At 40.5% G+C, this 17922-nt stretch carries 13 protein-coding genes; 7 read left to right on the forward strand and 6 right to left on the reverse strand.

From position 1 onward, the window contains the following. Nucleotides 1-151: 151 nt before the first annotated feature. The gene (locus tag OA91_RS06550) at nt 152-1027 is read left to right on the forward strand and encodes a helix-turn-helix domain-containing protein (RefSeq protein ID WP_063337326.1); all 876 of its coding nucleotides are present in this window, start codon (nt 152-154) and stop codon (nt 1025-1027) included. A 136-nt stretch (nt 1028-1163) separates the two neighbouring features. Here the strand turns inward: OA91_RS06550 and OA91_RS06555 are convergent, their stop codons facing one another. After that, nucleotides 1164-1775 (reverse strand): OmpW family outer membrane protein, encoded by a 612-nt coding sequence (locus OA91_RS06555; protein WP_046017028.1) that lies wholly within the window; start codon nt 1773-1775, stop codon nt 1164-1166. Nucleotides 1776-2288: 513 nt separating this feature from the next. On the opposite strand from OA91_RS06555, the gene OA91_RS06560 reads away from it, so the two are divergent. From OA91_RS06560 to OA91_RS06575, 4 genes are all read left to right on the forward strand, one after another. Next, a complete protein-coding gene (locus OA91_RS06560) occupies nt 2289-4196 on the forward strand; it encodes a M4 family metallopeptidase (RefSeq protein WP_231870326.1) in 1908 nt (635 codons plus the stop codon). A 216-nt stretch (nt 4197-4412) separates the two neighbouring features. Continuing rightward, nucleotides 4413-5111, forward strand: coding sequence for a putative 2OG-Fe(II) oxygenase (locus OA91_RS06565; protein ID WP_063337329.1), 699 nt, complete (start codon nt 4413-4415; stop codon nt 5109-5111). A gap of 288 nt (nt 5112-5399) precedes the next feature. After that, nucleotides 5400-7334, forward strand: coding sequence for a PhoX family protein (locus OA91_RS06570; RefSeq protein WP_231870327.1), 1935 nt, complete (start codon nt 5400-5402; stop codon nt 7332-7334). Nucleotides 7335-7600: 266 nt separating this feature from the next. Beyond that, entirely contained in the window at nt 7601-7936 is a 336-nt protein-coding gene (locus OA91_RS06575) for a hypothetical protein (RefSeq protein ID WP_063337330.1), read from the forward strand. 99 nt (nt 7937-8035) lie between these two features. On the opposite strand, the gene OA91_RS24405 is transcribed toward OA91_RS06575, so the two are convergent. The 3 genes from OA91_RS24405 to OA91_RS06590 all read right to left on the reverse strand — a co-directional run bounded on the left by OA91_RS24405 (nt 8036) and on the right by OA91_RS06590 (nt 11671). Then, nucleotides 8036-8203 carry a hypothetical protein gene (locus OA91_RS24405; RefSeq protein ID WP_231870328.1) on the reverse strand — a complete coding sequence of 56 codons (168 nt, stop codon included), beginning with the start codon at nt 8201-8203 and terminating at the stop codon, nt 8036-8038. Nucleotides 8204-8645: 442 nt separating this feature from the next. Continuing rightward, complete coding sequence (rhlP, locus tag OA91_RS06585) at nt 8646-9518, reverse strand: rhombotarget lipoprotein (RefSeq protein ID WP_063337332.1); 873 nt, start codon at nt 9516-9518, stop codon at nt 8646-8648. 296 nt (nt 9519-9814) lie between these two features. Next, on the reverse strand, nt 9815-11671 hold the full coding sequence (locus tag OA91_RS06590) for an ABC transporter ATP-binding protein (RefSeq protein ID WP_063337333.1): 1857 nt from the start codon (nt 11669-11671) through the stop codon (nt 9815-9817). A 274-nt stretch (nt 11672-11945) separates the two neighbouring features. Here OA91_RS06590 and OA91_RS06595 point away from each other — a divergent pair, with 274 nt between their 5' ends. Beyond that, nucleotides 11946-13136 (forward strand): Bcr/CflA family multidrug efflux MFS transporter, encoded by a 1191-nt coding sequence (locus OA91_RS06595; RefSeq protein ID WP_063337334.1) that lies wholly within the window; start codon nt 11946-11948, stop codon nt 13134-13136. Nucleotides 13137-13206: 70 nt separating this feature from the next. After that, entirely contained in the window at nt 13207-13557 is a 351-nt protein-coding gene (locus tag OA91_RS06600) for a HopJ type III effector protein (RefSeq protein ID WP_063337335.1), read from the forward strand. Between the two features lie 188 nt (nt 13558-13745). Here OA91_RS06600 and OA91_RS06605 read toward each other — a convergent pair whose 3' ends face one another. Together OA91_RS06605 and OA91_RS06610 are read right to left on the reverse strand one after the other, a co-directional pair. Then, nucleotides 13746-16364: a TRAP transporter permease gene (locus OA91_RS06605; RefSeq protein ID WP_046017019.1), complete on the reverse strand. Its 2619-nt coding sequence runs from the start codon at nt 16362-16364 to the stop codon at nt 13746-13748. A gap of 231 nt (nt 16365-16595) precedes the next feature. Beyond that, on the reverse strand, nt 16596-17570 hold the full coding sequence (locus OA91_RS06610; protein WP_046017018.1) for a TAXI family TRAP transporter solute-binding subunit: 975 nt from the start codon (nt 17568-17570) through the stop codon (nt 16596-16598). Between the last annotated feature and the right edge of the window lie 352 nt (nt 17571-17922).

A 17922-nucleotide genomic window follows, 5' to 3' on the forward strand; every position in this document is an offset into this window, starting at 1 on the left:
TCTTAAGGCAGGCTTTACTCTCTTTTTGATATCAATAACTAAATCGGCTTAACAGATTGTTATCTAAGGAGCTACGTGCTTAAGTTATAAGGAAAGTTTACTCTCCATATTTAGAGAGCTTCAATTTCGCGAGTAAGGTAAAAATAGAGCAATGTTAGATGCCAATAGCTTAAAAAAGCATAAACTAGCGACAGCAGAAAAGGTCGAAAGTGAACTAGCTAGCAATTTACGCTATCTATGTGATCAGAAGTCATCTATTTCTAAAGTGTGCCGTGACTTAGATATTAACCGACAACAGTTTAATAAATATCTAAGTGGAATATCACGCCCCTCAAATTCAAATTTAATTAAGATTTGCGATTATTTTCAGTGTGATTCAGATGTCATCAATTTACCCCATCAACAATTTGTCGCACTGAGCAAACAAGCCCCTAAACAGTCAATTAGCTCTGACTCACAACACCTATTAAACCTTTTAGAGATCACTTATCCAAAAGCGGACAAGGACCTAACTCGCTACCTTGGTTTCTATAATGTTTATTGCCACTCTATGGGATTCCCAGGCTATATAGCGAAATCTGTGGCACACTTTTATGTTAAAGACGATCGCATTTTTTGTAAGACCATTGAGAAAATGGATAAAGTAGATGAAGAAAAGGGCCCTTGCTTTACCTTTAAATACTTTGGCGTTGTCTCACTGATTTCAGATCGCATTTACATTATTGAAATGGAGTCCCTATTAAAGAAGAACCTATCTATGGCTATTCTTTATCCAACCTATCAACCCAAATTTCAATTTTTAAATGGCATTAATGCTGGTGTCTCTAGTACTCACGGTCGAGACCCTGCCTGTCGTTACATTACCTATGAATTTTTAGGTACAAGCATCAACATTAGGGAAGCATTAAAAGGTAGCGGGCTGTATCGACTGGATAGTCCTAAAATAAGCGAGGATGTAAAAAGCCGCTTGAAAGTGAAAAAGTCAACCATAGACCCTGATGTCTTTTTTGGTTACGACTATATATAAGCAGGGTGTTTAGGAGTAAAAGGGCTAGCTGAATAAAGACAGTCAGCCCAGTGCTAATTTACTCTCTTATCAGAGGTGCGAAATAAGGCTTTCCTTGCCTTGATCGCAATTGCCTAATTCTTTCTAGAATTAAGACTTAAAAGGTGTAACCCATACCTATCATAACCACATAAGGGTCGATCTCGGCATCAAAGGTACCCACTGTTGTTTTTACTTCTGTGTCTATATCCATATACCAAAGTGACGCATTGAAAAACCAGTCTTCATTTACTTCAACATCAATACCAGCTTGTACAGCTAAACCAAATGAATCATCTAATTCTACTTCTGTATTATTTAGCGCTCCGAAACCTTTCTCTTCAAAGAAAGTGGTGTAGTTTAAACCTGCACCTAGGTAAGGACGGTATTTGCTGTCCGCTTCACCAAAGTAGTACTGACCCATCAGAGTCGGTGGTAAATGAGACACTTCTGCAATCTTACCTAAACCATTTGTAGAAACATCATGGGTAAAAGGGGTTGCCGCTAATAACTCGATACCCACATTATCAGTCATCATATAGGTAAAAGTTAAACCCACTTGCATATCATTTGTAAGCTCTAGTTCACCAGTGTTTAAAACGTTATCACTGGATTCATTTGGCATTACTGAGGCTAATCCGCCTCTCATGAAAAAATCCCCTTCTTCATGAGCCATTACCATTGGAGAAGCTAACGCCAACATGACACTCAGAGGTACTATCTTTTTCATATTTCTGTCCTTATTGATTGGTTGGTCTAGTGAGCAGGCAAAATATCAGCTTTTTCAAAATCTCTCTTAACCTAGATCAATAGAATTCGAGCCATAGCTCTGCTAATTCAAATATCCAAAGCTAGATCAAGCTTTCTGCAAGTATCTCGCTCTTTTCTTATTCGCTGCTCATTTACACAAAAAGACAGACAATCCACACCGATTTCAAAGTTGAAAATTACTTCAATTTAATAACCTTATTGTTCAAAACGTTTTTTTAAAATTAAAAGTCAACGGTTAAAAAGATACATACACAAATCACGCATACATTTCACATTTAGTGCCAACTGATGACACTTTTAAGGTCAGAAACGTGAACTTATTAGTAAAAGTTGACATTAGATTGACTATAAAACGCACGAATGGAAGCATAAATGAGCAACACAAAGTGCTTAAAAAGCAAAAAAAACTTATGGCAAAACGATTAATCACAATCGCAAAAACCATAAATAATAAGAGCAAATGGAGATTGTAATGAAATTGAAAAAGTTAGCTTATTTAGTACCTGCTTTGATGTATATGACAACTGCGCAAGCCGCTGACATAGTGCAACTTAAAGCAGACCAGAATCAGTCAATTATTGGCCAGTCCATTGTTGGTCAATCATTAACTAATTTGCCGCAAGCCCTTAATTTAGATAGTAAAAACTCTTTTAAGAGTCATGATGTAAAGGCTGTTAAAAAAGCACGTTTACGTCAACAGTTCAACGGAATTGAGGTGTATGGACACTCCTTGTCTGCTAAACGCGACGCATCTGGCCAAATAAGCGAAGTAGTAGGTAACTATATTGCTAACATTGGCAATGACGTGACTTCAGTAAGCGCTGATTTAAGCGAAAAAGAAGCCATTGCAATCGCGTTACGTAAGGATGGTCTAACTAAACCAGAAAGAAGCAGCGCTGATTTAATTATTTGGCTTGATGAAAGCCAAACTGCTCACCTAGTTTACAAAGTAGATATCTTTACTGGCGGCGACACTCCAGCTCGCCCTATTAGCTTCATCGATGCTAATTCTGGTAAGGTTTACAAATCTTGGAACGCACTAAATCATGGCATAATCGGTCAATCTGCACCGTCACACAATGACAAAATCATTGGACAATCTACTGAAAGCAACGAAATCATCGGTCAATCAGTAGAAGCCATTGCCAGCCAGGATGCGACAGGTATAGGTGGTAACGAAAAAACAGGCGTTTACTACTATGGTACTGATTATGGTCACCTACAAGTTGACTCTGATTGTCGTATGGAAACAGACAATGTTGCAACTTATGACCTGAACAACAGAACATCTGGCGGCAGCATTTATGAGTTCACTTGCCCTGATAACAACGAGAAAGCGGCTAACGGCGCTTACTCTCCACTAAACGATGCTCACTATTTTGGTAATGTTGTTTATGACATGTTCCAAGACTACATGGGCACAGCACCTTTAACATTCCAACTAAAAATGAAAGTGCATTACGGCAATAATTATGAAAATGCATTTTGGGATGGCTCTGCAATGACCTTTGGTGATGGTTATTCAACTTTCTATCCTCTCGTAAGTCTTGATGTCTCTGCGCACGAAGTGTCACACGGCTTCACAGAGCAAAACTCAGGCCTTGAATATGCAAATCAAAGTGGTGGTATTAACGAAGCTTTCTCTGATATGGCAGGTGAAGCCGCTGAGTACTACATGAAAGGCACAAACGATTGGCAGGTAGGTGCTGACATCTTCAAGTCAAACGGCGCGCTTCGCTATATGGATACACCAAGCCGTGATGGTAAATCGATTGATCATGCTGACGATTACTACAATGGTCTAGACGTTCACTATAGCTCTGGTGTTTATAACCGTGCTTTCTATCTATTAGCTAACTCTAATGGCTGGAACACTAAAACAGCTTTCCAAGCATTCGCACTGGCTAACCAACTATATTGGGGTGTTAACACCACATATGATGAAGGCGCTTGTGGTGTCATGAAGGCAGCAGATGACTATGGTTTTGATACAACAGATGTTGAAGCCGCTTTCACAACAGTTGGTGTTGATTCAAGCTGTGGTGTCGTTGTTGAGCCAGAAGAAGGCGTTCTTGAAGATGGCAAAGCCATTTCAGGTTTAAGTGCAAGCACAGGTAGCCAGTTAAACTATGTTTACACTGTACCTGCTAATACTAGCTCTGCAACAATTGCTATCTCTGGTTCTTACTTTAATGGTGATGCTGACCTTTATGTAAATAATGGCAGCGAAGCAACAACTAGCAACTGGGATTGCCGTCCATATAAGTCTGGCAATAACGAGTCTTGCACCATGTCAGTAAGCTCTGGTGATAAGCTATACGTTATGATCAATGCTTACTCTAGCTTCTCAGACGTTACGCTTACAGGTGACAAAAACTAAGCAAGCTTAGTTTTAATTGAAGCTATATCCCCGAGAAAGTCTTCGCCCTAGTGCGGAGGCTTTCTTGGTTTACAACTAAAGATATAATTTCAAAAATTAATAATAGCGTCTCTATCTGCTACAAATCAGGCTTCAAACACTCATTCATAATTTTTAGTATTCAGCTCTTCCAACAAGCTTTAAAATTAACGGATTAAACGTTTGAACGAGAAACATATGACAAGCCATAACACCTTAGACTTAGATGACACTTTTCAACTTGCAGAGCCAGCTGCAATAGAAGCGATTAAAACTTGGACAACGCCATTATTTATTGCCCAACAACCTGATCATGAGTTTTTAAAGGACGAGCTTGTAGACTTTATCTATCAATGTAAGGATCAACAAAAAGAGAAAATTGATAGTCTTGTCGCTCCCATCGCTAAACATAAATTGTTTGAAAGCCCGTTAAACTTCCTTGAAGCAGACACGCCTGAAGTTATGGAGCTTAAACGTATTTTTGAAGAACTTTTAGCTGAAGTCGCTTTTGAAGTAAATAAAGAAGCTTGGCCAGAAGAAGTGGAAGTCGAGGCAAATATTATTGAATCTTGGTACCACGTCACACAAAACGGCGGTTATCACGATGCTCACTCACACCCTAACTGTTCATGGTGTGGCATTTATTATTTAGACCCTGGTGAAAGCACCTTAGGTGAACGTAATGGTGTAAACCGTTTTTATGACCCTAGAGTCAATGCTGAGCACTACTCAGATGCAGGTACTGCCTATTTAAGTGGCCAAGGTGTGTGGGATTTTGAACCTAAAGAAGGCCAAATTATCTTTTTCCCTTCTTACCTAAAACATGCAGCCCTTACTTATTTCGGACAAAAAGACCGCATTGTCATTGCCTTTAATGCTGTTATTGATATTTATTAATTCTCTTCTTTGGCTCTTAACTCAAGTATGTGAGAGCCCGCCCTCCTTCTGTTATGACGAATTAGTGAGTGAACTGTCGCCCACTTTTTCTAACCATCTTATTGAACCTCATCTAATATTTAGTTCTTAGGATTAACTGAACTGAAATAAAAACAGCAAAAAAGTGCCTTAAAACTGCCATTTAATTGCAACAAAGACTCACTACCCTGTGTTCAGGCTTAAAACTAAACACGCGTTTAATAATCTTCTCATAGCAATAAAATAGGTAGGGCAGTACTGATGTATACCATGAGCAAAGAATTACAGAACAAAGAATTAACCTTGTCAGAATCACAAGAGCAAACAATACAAGAAAACGAGATAGCAGCACTAGAACCAACTTTCAATAAGCTAGTTGATACAGCAATCAGTCGTCGCCGTTTCTTTGGTGCAAGTGCAACAGCGGGCCTTGGTGGCTTCTTTGCTTTTTCTAGTGTTGGTAATGCTGTTGCATCTGGCATGGGCAAACACACAATGGCAAAGTCACCACTAATTGGTTTTGACGCAATTGGTACATCGACAGCAGATACGGTTGTTTTACCTGATGGCTACCAGTGGCAGAGTTTGGTTTCTTGGGGAGATCCATTATTTGCTAACGCACCAAAATTTGATCCTAGCGGCAACGCGAATGCAGCCAGTCAAGCGCTACAATTTGGTGACAACACAGACGGCATGAGCTTATTTCCATTAAGCGAAAACCGCGCAATTCTTGCTATCAATAACGAATACACTAACTACAAGTACCTATTCGCAAACGGTGGCGAAAGTCTATCTAAAGATGACGTACTAAAAGCTCAACATGCTCATGGTGTATCTATCATGGAAGTTGAACGTGACCAACACAACTACTGGCGTGTACTAGACAATTCTAACTTCAACCGTCGTATTCACGTTCAAACAGAGATGAAATTGACTGGCCCTGCGGCTGGCCATGATCTAATGAAAACAAAAAAAGACCCAAGTGGTACACAAGTTTTCGGCACCATGAACAACTGTTCAAACGGCTCTACACCTTGGGGGACTTACCTTACTTGTGAAGAGAACTTCAACGGTTACTTCGGTGCTGACGAAAGTGTGACTCGTACAGAAGAGCAAAAAATGTACGGTATCAAAAACAACGAAAAACGCTACCAGTGGTACAAACAAGATGAGCGTTTTGACTTTGGTAAAAACCCAAATGAACCTCATAAGTTTGGTTGGATTGTCGAGATCGACCCTAAAGATCCTAAATCAACACCGCTTAAGCGCACAGCAATGGGCCGCTTCAAACACGAGAACGTTGCAATCCACGTAAACTACGATGGTACTGTTGTCGCTTACATGGGTGATGATGAGCGTGGTGCGCACATCTACAAATTTGTTTCTAAGCATAAGTACAACGCCAACAACCCAGATGCTAACCGTAATCTATTAGTAGAAGGCACACTTTACGTTGCTAAGTTCTCTATGACTCAGGATAAAGGTGCTGGCGAGTGGGTTGAGCTAACTTTCGGTAAGAATGGCCTAACACCAGAAAATGGTTTTGCAGATCAAGCTGAAGTGCTTATTTATACACGTAAAGCCGCTAAACATGCTGGTGCGACTACCATGGACCGCCCTGAGTGGATTGCAGTACACCCAGAAGGTCATCAAGTTTATTGCACTCTAACTAACAACAAAAACCGTGGTAAAGAAGGTCAACCAGTCGGCGGCCCTAACCCAAGAGCCGCAAACCACTATGGTCAGATCGTTCGTTGGACACCACCAAATGGTGATCACAGAGCTGACAAGTTTAACTGGGACCTATATCTAGTGGCAGGTAACCCAAATCAGCATCAAGATGCTTATGCAGGTAGCCACAACATTGGTTCTCACAACATGTTTAACAGCCCAGATGGTATTGGCTTTGACCAAGGTGGCCGTCTATGGATTCAAACAGACGGCAACTACAAAAACAAAGGTGACTTCCTAGGGCAAGGTAACAACCAAATGTTATGCGCTGATCCTGATACAGGTGAAATTCACCGTTTCATGACAGGCCCAGTTGGTTGTGAAATCACAGGTCTAGAATTCAGCACAGATAGCAAGTCTATGTTTGTTGGTATTCAACACCCTGATGCTCACTTCCCTGAAGGCGGTAACAGCAAACCCCGCTCTACTGTGATCGTTATCACACGTAAAGATGGCGGTGTGATTGGCGCTTAATTAAAGCCTAATCCTGTGTAGCAGAGCAAAAGAGCGCCCTTCAACCGAAGGGCGCTCTTTTATCTGAAATAGCCATTATAGATGGTCAAAGCAAAATGCATATTGATGCCTTTTCATTTCTCAGTTTAAGCCCACCTTTTATATTCTATCTTTTAAAGGTAGAACCTCTTCCATGATGAGATTGATCAAACATAGATATAGCGTTTTTATAAGTTAGCAACTAATCTATTTAGGGAATAGATTATTAATTGCAGTGGGCTTAGAAAATGTCTTGTTCGAACACTCACTCTCACACTGGCCATGTTCATGGCCCAAACTGTGGACACACAGCCATTAAACATGGAAACCATATTGATTACCTAGTTGATGGCGAGCTCCATCATCCTCATGGGGATCACTGTGATGGTCATGTTATCGAGCTGAGTAGTACCAATGCTGATTATTGTAACCCAGTGAATACTTGCGGTGGCCATACTCATGGGCCTGATTGTGGCCATGAAGCGATAAAGCATGGGGATCACACAGATTATATTGTTGATGGGCGCTTGCACCACCAGCATGGAGACCACTGTGATGACCACGGACCTGTTGACCTTGCTTAAAAAAGCTTGAGAACAAAACCAGATCAAATTGAAAGTATATAAAGAAAGGTTTATTGAAATGACCCCAATACAGAAAGTATTGGGGTTTATCTTTGTTTTCTAGCTATTCACTAACTTGCTAATAAAATCACGGCGTTCATTAACCGTTGAAAACTGAGCACTCTTTTCACCTTGAGCATCAGTGAAAACGACACGATTTTTGTGAACCGAAATCGAGTGAACCGGTTGTTTAACTTGGATCTGTGTACCATTAAATATAATAGTCATAATAAAACTCACTATAAAGGCGCAGTCTAAACTACGCATCATTTCTAATAAGCCTCATTATCGTATAACGATTTAATTCTGAAGTTCTTCTATTTTATCACCATCACAAATAGTGAACTTAATTGGAATTGAGTACAGGACGCAACATTTTCTGTATTTCGTTGTTCAATAATTTAGCTTTAACGTTTGGATTTTTTAATCTTGCTTACGCATTCTTAGGTAAGACTGAAATCGAGGAATTTAGTTCGAGGATTTGCTTAAATAAATCGCCATTGAGGCTAACAGCTAATTATTTGAGTGGCAAGTATAATTTTCAACCAACATTGTCATGCATCATTAGTTGAAACTCGTTAGAAATTTATTCATAAAGGCGCTAGGCGCTCTTCTCTTATTGAAGAGCGCCATCTGTAGATGCCATACAAGGTCTTTTAATAAGGAGAAGCTACTTAAGGCTGTGATTATATTTTCTGAGTCTAGAAGCAACGAGTAAAAGAAGCAGAATGATAAGAGGAACAAAGCCCAAGGATCCGGCGCCAGCACGATGGCTTACTTTCACTTTCTCAGGGTTTTCTTTAATACGCTCTTGGAAAACCGATAACTGATTTTTTAAGTTAATCACCATATCATCAGCGGCATCTTCAAAGCCCTTAATACTATCAGCTCTCAGCTCTTCGCTTAAATTAACCAAGGTTGATTTACCAAGCACTCTGCTGGTTCCTGGCGCCCTAAAAAGCATGGACTTACTTTCAATATCGTACACAACCGTATCCATTAAAGTGCTTGTATCATTTTTTTCACCTGACACTAGGTAAGCACCTACAATTGTCCAGTAACTTAGTGACAAGGCTCCCTCATCTGTAAATTGCACTTGGTCATAGGAAACTAAAGCAATTACATCAATGCCATACATAGTCTTAATCTGAGAAATATTAGAAAAGCTGCCTCCCGGAGTAAGATAAGCTGAAGGAATCACTTCTATACTACTCACAAACTTTAACTCTCTGAAGTTATCAGAGACTCTCTCTAAAATTTGATTCTTTTTAAATTCGGTAATTTGTCCAGAATAAGATTTACCTGTCCAAATATTATTGGAAGAGTTGTTGTCTGAACTCTCAGGTACAAATGCGACCCCAACACGTAAAGGTAGTTTTAAATGTGGAGTAGAAGTCGTAACCAAATAGTTTTCTGCTGTCGGATAAAGATACTCCATAACACTACTTTTTGTGTTTATTCTTTGACTTGAGCAACCTGATAAGCCTAAAACGACCAACGCAATAAGCACAAACAAAGACTTCAATGAATTAAAAATCGCCATATATTCCTCGTAAAATAATACGTAAGCGCTTCACACTTATTAACTAGTTAAAATCACAGCTAAATTGTTTATAACTTTAAATTGGCATAAAACTCATTGTTTTAAAACTGCTTTCTAACTTATGTGCTTTCTATATAACTATCAAATGAGTTAAAAAGCACGTCAAAAGGTCCTTATGACCTTATCCTCTACCTAAAACTCTTTATAGTGAAATTCAGTTATGTTTTATAGCACCTTAGATAAAAAAACGCCCTTCATGAGAAGGGCATTTTTCACTATTGAGACGCGTATTTACTTTAAACGCATTGCTCTTCTTCAGGCTCTATGTCTTCAGCTAGGAAGCCACCAGTTTGGTGAGCCCAAAGCTGAGAGTAGATACCACCAGATTGGCTGAGTTCATCATGGGTTCCTTGTTCGACTACCTTGCCTTCATCCATGACGATGAGTCTGTCCATGGCTGCAATGGTTGAAAGTCTATGAGCAATGGCAATAACGGTTTTACCTTTCATCAAGCGGTTTAAACTCACTTGAATAGAGGCTTCAACTTCTGAATCCAATGCTGAGGTCGCTTCATCTAACACAAGTAGTGGCGCATCTTTTAACAGTACACGGGCAATGGCAATACGTTGACGCTGCCCACCAGAAAGTTTGACTCCGCGCTCTCCGACCATGGCATCATAACCAACATTTCCATGAGGGTCAGACAGCGTCAGAATAAAGTCATGGGCTTCAGCTCGTTTCGCTGCTGCTATCATTTCTTCTTCTGTCGCATCCGGTCTTCCATACAAAAGGTTCTCTCTCACAGTTCGATGCAGCAAGGAAGTATCCTGAGTTACCATACCAATCTGAGCACGTAAGCTATCTTGCTGTACGTCACTGATATCTTGGCCGTCTATTTTGATCTTACCGCCTTCCACATCATAAAAACGCATGAGTAGATTTACCAAAGTAGACTTACCTGCACCAGAACGCCCTACTAGCCCGACCTTCTCTCCTGCTTTAATGTTCAGATTCAGACCGTCTATGCCACCTTCCTCTTTACCATATTGAAAGCGCGTATTCTGGTAATGTATTTCACCTTTCTCAACATTTAGCTTTGGTGCCCCTTCCTTGTCTAATACGGTTTGAGCTTTAGACAAGGTTTTCATGCCATCTGCCACAGTACCAATATGTTCAAACAGGCCGCCGATTTCCCACATAATCCACTGGGACATACCGTTTAATCTAAGCGCCATAGCAATCGCAATCGCAATCGCACCAACAGATACCGCATTTTGCATCCATAACCAAATCGACAAACAAGCCACACTGAATGACAAGATATAATTAAGCCCTTGAACACTCACATTTAAAAATGTCACTAGGCGCATTTGTTTGTATGTCGTCACCAAAAAGCCATCCATGCTTTCTTGGGCATAGTTAGCTTCACGCTTATCATGAGAGAAAAGCTTAACCGTGTTGATATTGGTATAGCTGTCTACAATTCGACCTGTCATGGTAGACCTTGCATCAGCCTGCAAAGAAGATATCTGCTTCAATTTCGGCACGAAGTAAACCTGCACGCAGGTATAACACACTAGCCAAACCAACATAGGTAACATCAGACGCCAATCCGATTGTGCGACTATCACCAGCATGGAAATGAAATACACCAGAATAAAGACCAGCACATCCAGCAATTTCATCACAGCTTCACGCACAGCTAACGAGGTTTGAAGCACCTTAGTTGCAACACGACCAGCAAAGTCATCCTGATAAAAGGACACGCTTTGTTTTAATAAATATCTGTGAGCCATCCAACGTATCATCATGGGGAAGTTCCCCATTAAGGTTTGATGCACGACACATGAATGGATAAAAACCACGATTGGAAGAGCGACCAATAACATGAGTGACATGTAAATCAGGCTCATACCTTCTTCTTGCAAAAAGGTTTCCGGTGTTTTTGTCGAAAGCCAATCTACTAACCTGCCCATAAAATCAAAAAGAATGACTTCTAATATAGCCAGTAAAGCAGTCAGTAAAGACATTATGATTAAAGGCCGACCAAAGCCTTTAGTGTAATGACGACAGAAAGCAATCAGTCCAGTAGGTGGCTGAGAGGGTTCATCATCAGGAAAAGGTTGAGTCCATTTTTCAAAAAAACCTAACATAAATATCCTTTATATTGCCCAGAGAGGGACAACAGAAAATAGAGAGAACGCTCCTTTGAAAATGCGTATTCAAAATAAGGAGGGAAAGACTTTAGGTTAACACAAGACAAGGCTTATTTAGCACAACAGAAAGTTAAAATTCGTGTGAAACACAGGTGAAAAATGCAAAAAATAAGACAAGTATTCAAAAACTACTAGCCTATGCGCTTTCCTCTTAAAATCCCGTATACTCTCGCCCTTCACTATCATTACTCGATAAGGCTACCAATCACTAATGACACTAAATTTAGGGACTATTTTAATTCTAGGTTTGTTAAGTGCGTTAACGCCGTTAGCAATTGATACTTATTTACCTAGTATTCCTGCCATTGCTGCATCCATTAATACAGATATCAATCTGGTTCAGCTAACAATTAGTATCTATCTTGGTGTTTATGCCTTTTCTCAACTTTTGTACGGGCCTATTTCGGATGCTTACGGACGTCGTAAAGTCCTTTTATTTGGCATGGCTGTTTTTTTCATTGGCACCTTAATTTGTATTTTTAGCACTGATTTTAATAGCCTAATGTTAGGCCGTGCCATACAGGCCTTTGGTGGTGCTGGGGTCGCTGTAGCTAACCAATCTTTAGTGAAGGATGGACTAAGTCCAGATCAGTTCGCCAAAGCCATGTCTTACATTATGTTAGTTATGTCTGTAGCGCCTCTGATTGCTCCTATTGTAGGTGGTGCCATTTTACTTGTTTTAGATTGGCATTATATTTTTGTCTTTCTAGCCTTGATTACGTTAATCAGCGCCAGCTTATTTTATTTTAAAATTCCTGAGACTTTAGCTCCTGAAAAGCGCCACCCACTCGCTCTTAAAAGCGCCCTTCTTAACTATTACAAGCTTTTAAGAAACCCGCTTGTAATGGGGCATATACTGACAGGAGCCTTTCACTTTACTGGCATGATCACTTTTATCACAGGCTCAGCCTATGTCTATATCGAGTTTTACGGTGTGAGTGAACAAATGTTTGGCATCTTATTCGCCCTTAATATGATTGCCATGATGCTAGCAACAACCATCAATGCTCGTCTTATCGACAAAATTGGCGCTAAAAAAGTCACAGAGTATGCATTAAAAGCGGTACTCGCTTGCTCCCTTATCATGCTTGGTTTGATGTTTTTCACCAAACCTAGCTTATCTATTTTGATACTGCCGATTATCATTTTTGTCGGTTGCCTTGGCATTCTAGGTGGCGGCCTTATGGCTGGCGCGATGCAACATGCTGGTAACTTGAATGGCAGTGTGACGGCCTTAGCAGGTACGACACGTTTCTCTATGGGAGCGGTAGGGGGTATTTTGGTTAGCCTCTTACACAATGATAGTTTCACCCCGATGCTTGGTATTATGGCAGCCTGTGGCCTTGCTTCTTTTACTTGTTATCATTTATTTTGTAAGCAAGGCGTTGCAACGAACAAATAGAATTTCAATATCAAGAGGTTAGCAAAACATTTGCTGACCTCTTTTAAATCCCCACAAGATAGGACTTAACATGTTACAAAGCAGTGAATTAATTGAAAAAGTAAAAAGTACACCTGAAGAAATCGCCTTCACTGACACTATGGCAACCATAGACAATGAGTACCAGTTTCAGGCAGCAAGCTTTCAAAATGGTGAGCAAAAAAATGAAGCAGGCCAAAACAATGGCTCTTGCAAGATTTTCACCTTTGCTAAGCTACATAGCTTAGATGCAACTGATACATTACAGCTATTCGGTGATTTTTATCGAGTAGACGTTCTACAAAACCCTGAAGGGGAAGATCATCAAAACATTCGCCAGTTCATGATCCATGGCTGGGACGGCGTAAACTTTGAGTCTATCTCACTGACACCTAAAGCTTAATTAAAACCTCCTTCCCGCTTTATGCTAGGAAGGGGGATTTTGATCTGTTAGATAGCTCGCTCATCATTTATTGTGAGCAAAAAAAACCTAGTGCGAGTAAATCAGCACTAGGTTTTTTTATGGATATCGCGAGGAAGCTTGCGAGCAAGCCCTCCGACTCAGCGGGAAAATAACAACTTCTAGCTAAACTAGCCTAGGTTTGCTGTCGCATTACCTTTCGCTTCATCTTCTTCACGACGGCCTTTTTGTATCTTCATGATTGCAAAGGCAAGTAAGAAGGCAGGAATAAAGAACCACTCTTTAGCAGGCCTTTCTGTTTCTAACTGGAAGCGAGTTACTTGCCAATCAAAATCCAGTTTTTGCGCTTCTGCATAACCACCAAACACTAGGTTATCAATATAGATAGCACCGTTTTCTTCACGTACTTCCATACCAGCACCGTCATACAAACGATCTACTGCATTATCTCCTTTAGCAATTGGGATGTTTACTGTTTTGCTCACCCAACGACCATCAATGTTTTCACCTTCAACAGAAATACGTAACTGCTGTAACTCTGGTGACTCATCAATATAAGCCATCATGCTAGTTGCACCACGCTCCTCGAAAGGTTCGATAATTTGATCCAACCAGAAACCTGGACGGAACAAGGTAAATGCAACCAATAACAATAATGCAGATTCATACCAACGGCTCTTACTGAAGAAGTAGCCTTGAGTCGCTGCGGCAAAGATCAACATAGCAGCGAGGGAAACAATAAATACCATTACCCCTTGTGCAAATGTCACATCAATTAACAGCAAGTCTGTATTAAAGATGAATAGGAAAGGCAGTAGTGCCGTTCTCATCGAATAGAAAAAGGCGGTGAAACCTGTTTTGATGGGATCACCACCAGAAACAGCCGCCGCGGCAAATGAGGCGAGACCAACCGGGGGGGTCACATCTGCCATTATGCCAAAGTAAAACACGAACATATGAATAGCGATTAGCGGTACGATTAGGCCATTTTGAGCCCCAAGTTCCACAACAACGCTAGCCATCAAAGAAGAAACAACAATATAGTTAGCTGTTGTTGGTAAGCCCATACCCAGTACAAGACTGATTAGCGCAACCATCAATAGCATGATGATAAGCACACCACCAGATACTATCTCAACAAACTCAGCCATTACTTGACCAATACCTGTTAGAGTAACTGTACCTACTATGATACCCGCTGTTGCTGTCGCAACACCGATACCTATCATGTTACGAGCACCTGTATTTAGGCCATCAGCAAGATCGACTAAACCATCAAAACATGCATCTTTAATCTCGCCCTGCTTACGCATCCAAGCTTTAAGAGGCTTTTGGGTAAACAGAATAAATGCCATCAACATACATGCCCAGAAAGCAGATAGACCTGGTGACTTACGCTCTACCATCAGGAACCAGATTAACAATACAAGCGGTACTAGATAGTACAAACCAGACTGATAAATATCGGCAAACTTAGGTAGACGTACGATTTCTGCATTCGCATCTTCCATCGCTAAATCTGGCTTTTTGGCAGAAAGGTATAACAAGCCAAAATAACCGAATACAACAAAGGCTAGCAGCGCGATATTGGCAAGATCACCAAATACCCACTTAACTGCAAGTACAAAATAGTAAAGCACGCCAGCGAGTATCAACATACTTGCGGTAATTAAACCAGAGCGTAGTAGTTGAATCTTCCAAGGGCGAGCAGGAGTGCTACGTGGCAAGCCTTGCATATTACTCTTCATCGCTTCTAGGTGAACAATGTAAAGCAAAGCGATATAAGAAATAGTCGCCGGTAAGAAGGCATGCTTAACCACTTCAATATAAGAAATACCTACATATTCAACCATCAAGAAAGCAACCGCACCCATTACTGGCGGCATGATTACCCCATTAACAGAGGAAGATACTTCAACAGCACCCGCTTTCTCAGCACTAAAGCCTACTTTCTTCATAAGCGGAATAGTGAAAGTACCTGTTGTCACTACATTTGCAATAGAAGAACCAGAGATTAGACCTGTCATGGCAGAAGACAAAACCGCTGCTTTCGCAGGGCCGCCGCGCATGTGGCCAAGTAAGGCAAAGGCAACTTGAATAAAGTAGTTACCTGCACCCGCTTGGTTTAATAGTGCACCAAATAGAACAAATAAGAATACAAAGCCAGAAGATACACCAAGGGCAATACCAAACACACCTTCTGTGGTTAGCCACATGTGTGTCATAGCTTTTTCAATTGAAGCCCCTTTCCAACGTAAGATATCCGGTACATATTGACTATCACCGAAGAAAACATACGCAAGGAAGAAAAGTGCTACCACCATAAGTGGTGGCCCTAGAGAGCGACGTGCCGCTTCTAGTGTAAGAGCAATACCAATACCAGCAACAACTAAATCTAATGTGGTTGGTAGGCCAGGACGAAGAGATAAATCTTCGTAGAATAAATAAAGATAGCTAGCACAAAAAGCAGCAACCAAAGCCAGAGCATAATCTAGATAGGGAATACGGTTTTTTGGGCTTTTACTAAAAGCAGGAAAGGCAAGGAAGGCAAGCATGACAGCAAATGCCAAATGGAGGGCTCTTGACTCAGTATCGTTTAAAAAACCGATTCCTATTTGAGAAGGAAGTGGTGAACCAATCCATAATTGATAAAGGGACCAAGTTAAGGGTAATAAAAACAGTAAAGCAACGGCAAAACGACTTTTTGGCTGTCGATTTCCCGTATCTGCCTCAGCGATGAGGTCGTCCAGATGCTCCGAAGTGGGAGATACTTTCGCATCACTAGTCATACTAGGCTCCAGCAGGATTACCTAAAGGGCAATCTATATAGAATTAACAAACGCAAATAAAAAAGAGTGGCCAGACCTATGTCAGGTCAGACTTAGCCCAGCCACCCAAAACTTAAAAAACGGTAGAAACTTACTTAACGCGGGGCGCGAACATCTCGTTCACTTTACAAAAACTTAAAACAGCCTGCTAAAGCGAATTTAGCAGGCTGATATTAACCTTTTGGATACGAGTTACTTGATGTAACCCATTTCACGGTAGTACTTAGCAGCACCAGGGTGAAGAGGTGCAACTAGTGCAGTGTTAGCCATTTCTTCTGGAGATAGGCGTTTGAATGCTGGGTGTAGACGTTTGAAAGAGTTGAAGTTTTCAAATACAGACTTAGTCAACTGATAAACAACTTCTTCAGGAACGTCAGTAGAAGTTACCAAAGTCGCTTTAGGACCAAATGTTTCGATATCTTCTTCGTTACCTGCATACATACCACCTGGGATGATTGCAGAAGAATATTCACCGTGCTCTTTCAAGATTGCTTTAGAAACAAGGTCATTCATTGGAACCATGTTTACGTCACAAGTTGTCGTCGCTTCTTGAGCAGAACCGTTAGGTAGACCAGACAACCAGATAGTTACGTCAAACTTATCATCACATAGCGCTTGTGCTTGCTCAGAAGACTTAAGCTCAGCAGCAATACGGAAAGTTTCTTTAGTCCAGCCACGTTCAGCCATTAGAAGTTCCATCATGGCACGGTTACCAGAACCTGGGTTACCAATGTTTACACGCTTACCTTTAAGATCTTCAAAAGTAGTGATGCCTGAATCAGCACGAGCCATCATATGGATAGGCTCTGGGTGGATAGAGAATACAGAACGTAGCTCTGGGTAAGCGTTATCAGCAAATTGACCAACACCAGCTAGAGCAGCCGCTTGAACGTCAGATTGAGCAACACCAAATTCTAGTTCACCAGAACGAATGCTGTTTACGTTATAAGCAGAACCACCTGTTGATTCAACTGAACAACGGATGCCATGAACTTTACGCTCTTTGTTTAACATACGGCAAATAGAACCACCAGCTGGGTAGTAAACACCTGTAACACCACCAGTACCGATAGAGATAAAGTTATCACCAGCAGCCATAGCTAGTACAGACGCGCCAGCAAGAGCTGGAGCCAGCATAGTTTTCAAAATTGCTTTTTTGATAGTCATAGTATCCTCGTTATTTTTATGTGATTCAGTTTAACAGGGCCTTACATAGCAACCAGAATGCCAACTTTTCAAAAATAGATATAAGATACTGTTTTATAAGGATTTGTTATTTATTTTGACATGTAACTTTAAGTTAATATTATTATAATAAAAGTTATACCCCTTTCTTTTTAATATCTGTAGTTAATAAATTAAGTTCTGCTAAAGCCTTAAAATCATTGATTAACAAGAGATTTATAATAAAAGCTATAGCTATAACTTTTGTTATAGTTTTTTTGATCGAGCATTTTTAGACTTAATAAATGTTCGCTTTTCATATGATTTGCAACTGGTTAACATACTCACATCCTAA

It is taken from the genome of Marinomonas sp. SBI8L, from assembly GCF_001624705.1.
Classification (GTDB): domain Bacteria; phylum Pseudomonadota; class Gammaproteobacteria; order Pseudomonadales; family Marinomonadaceae; genus Marinomonas.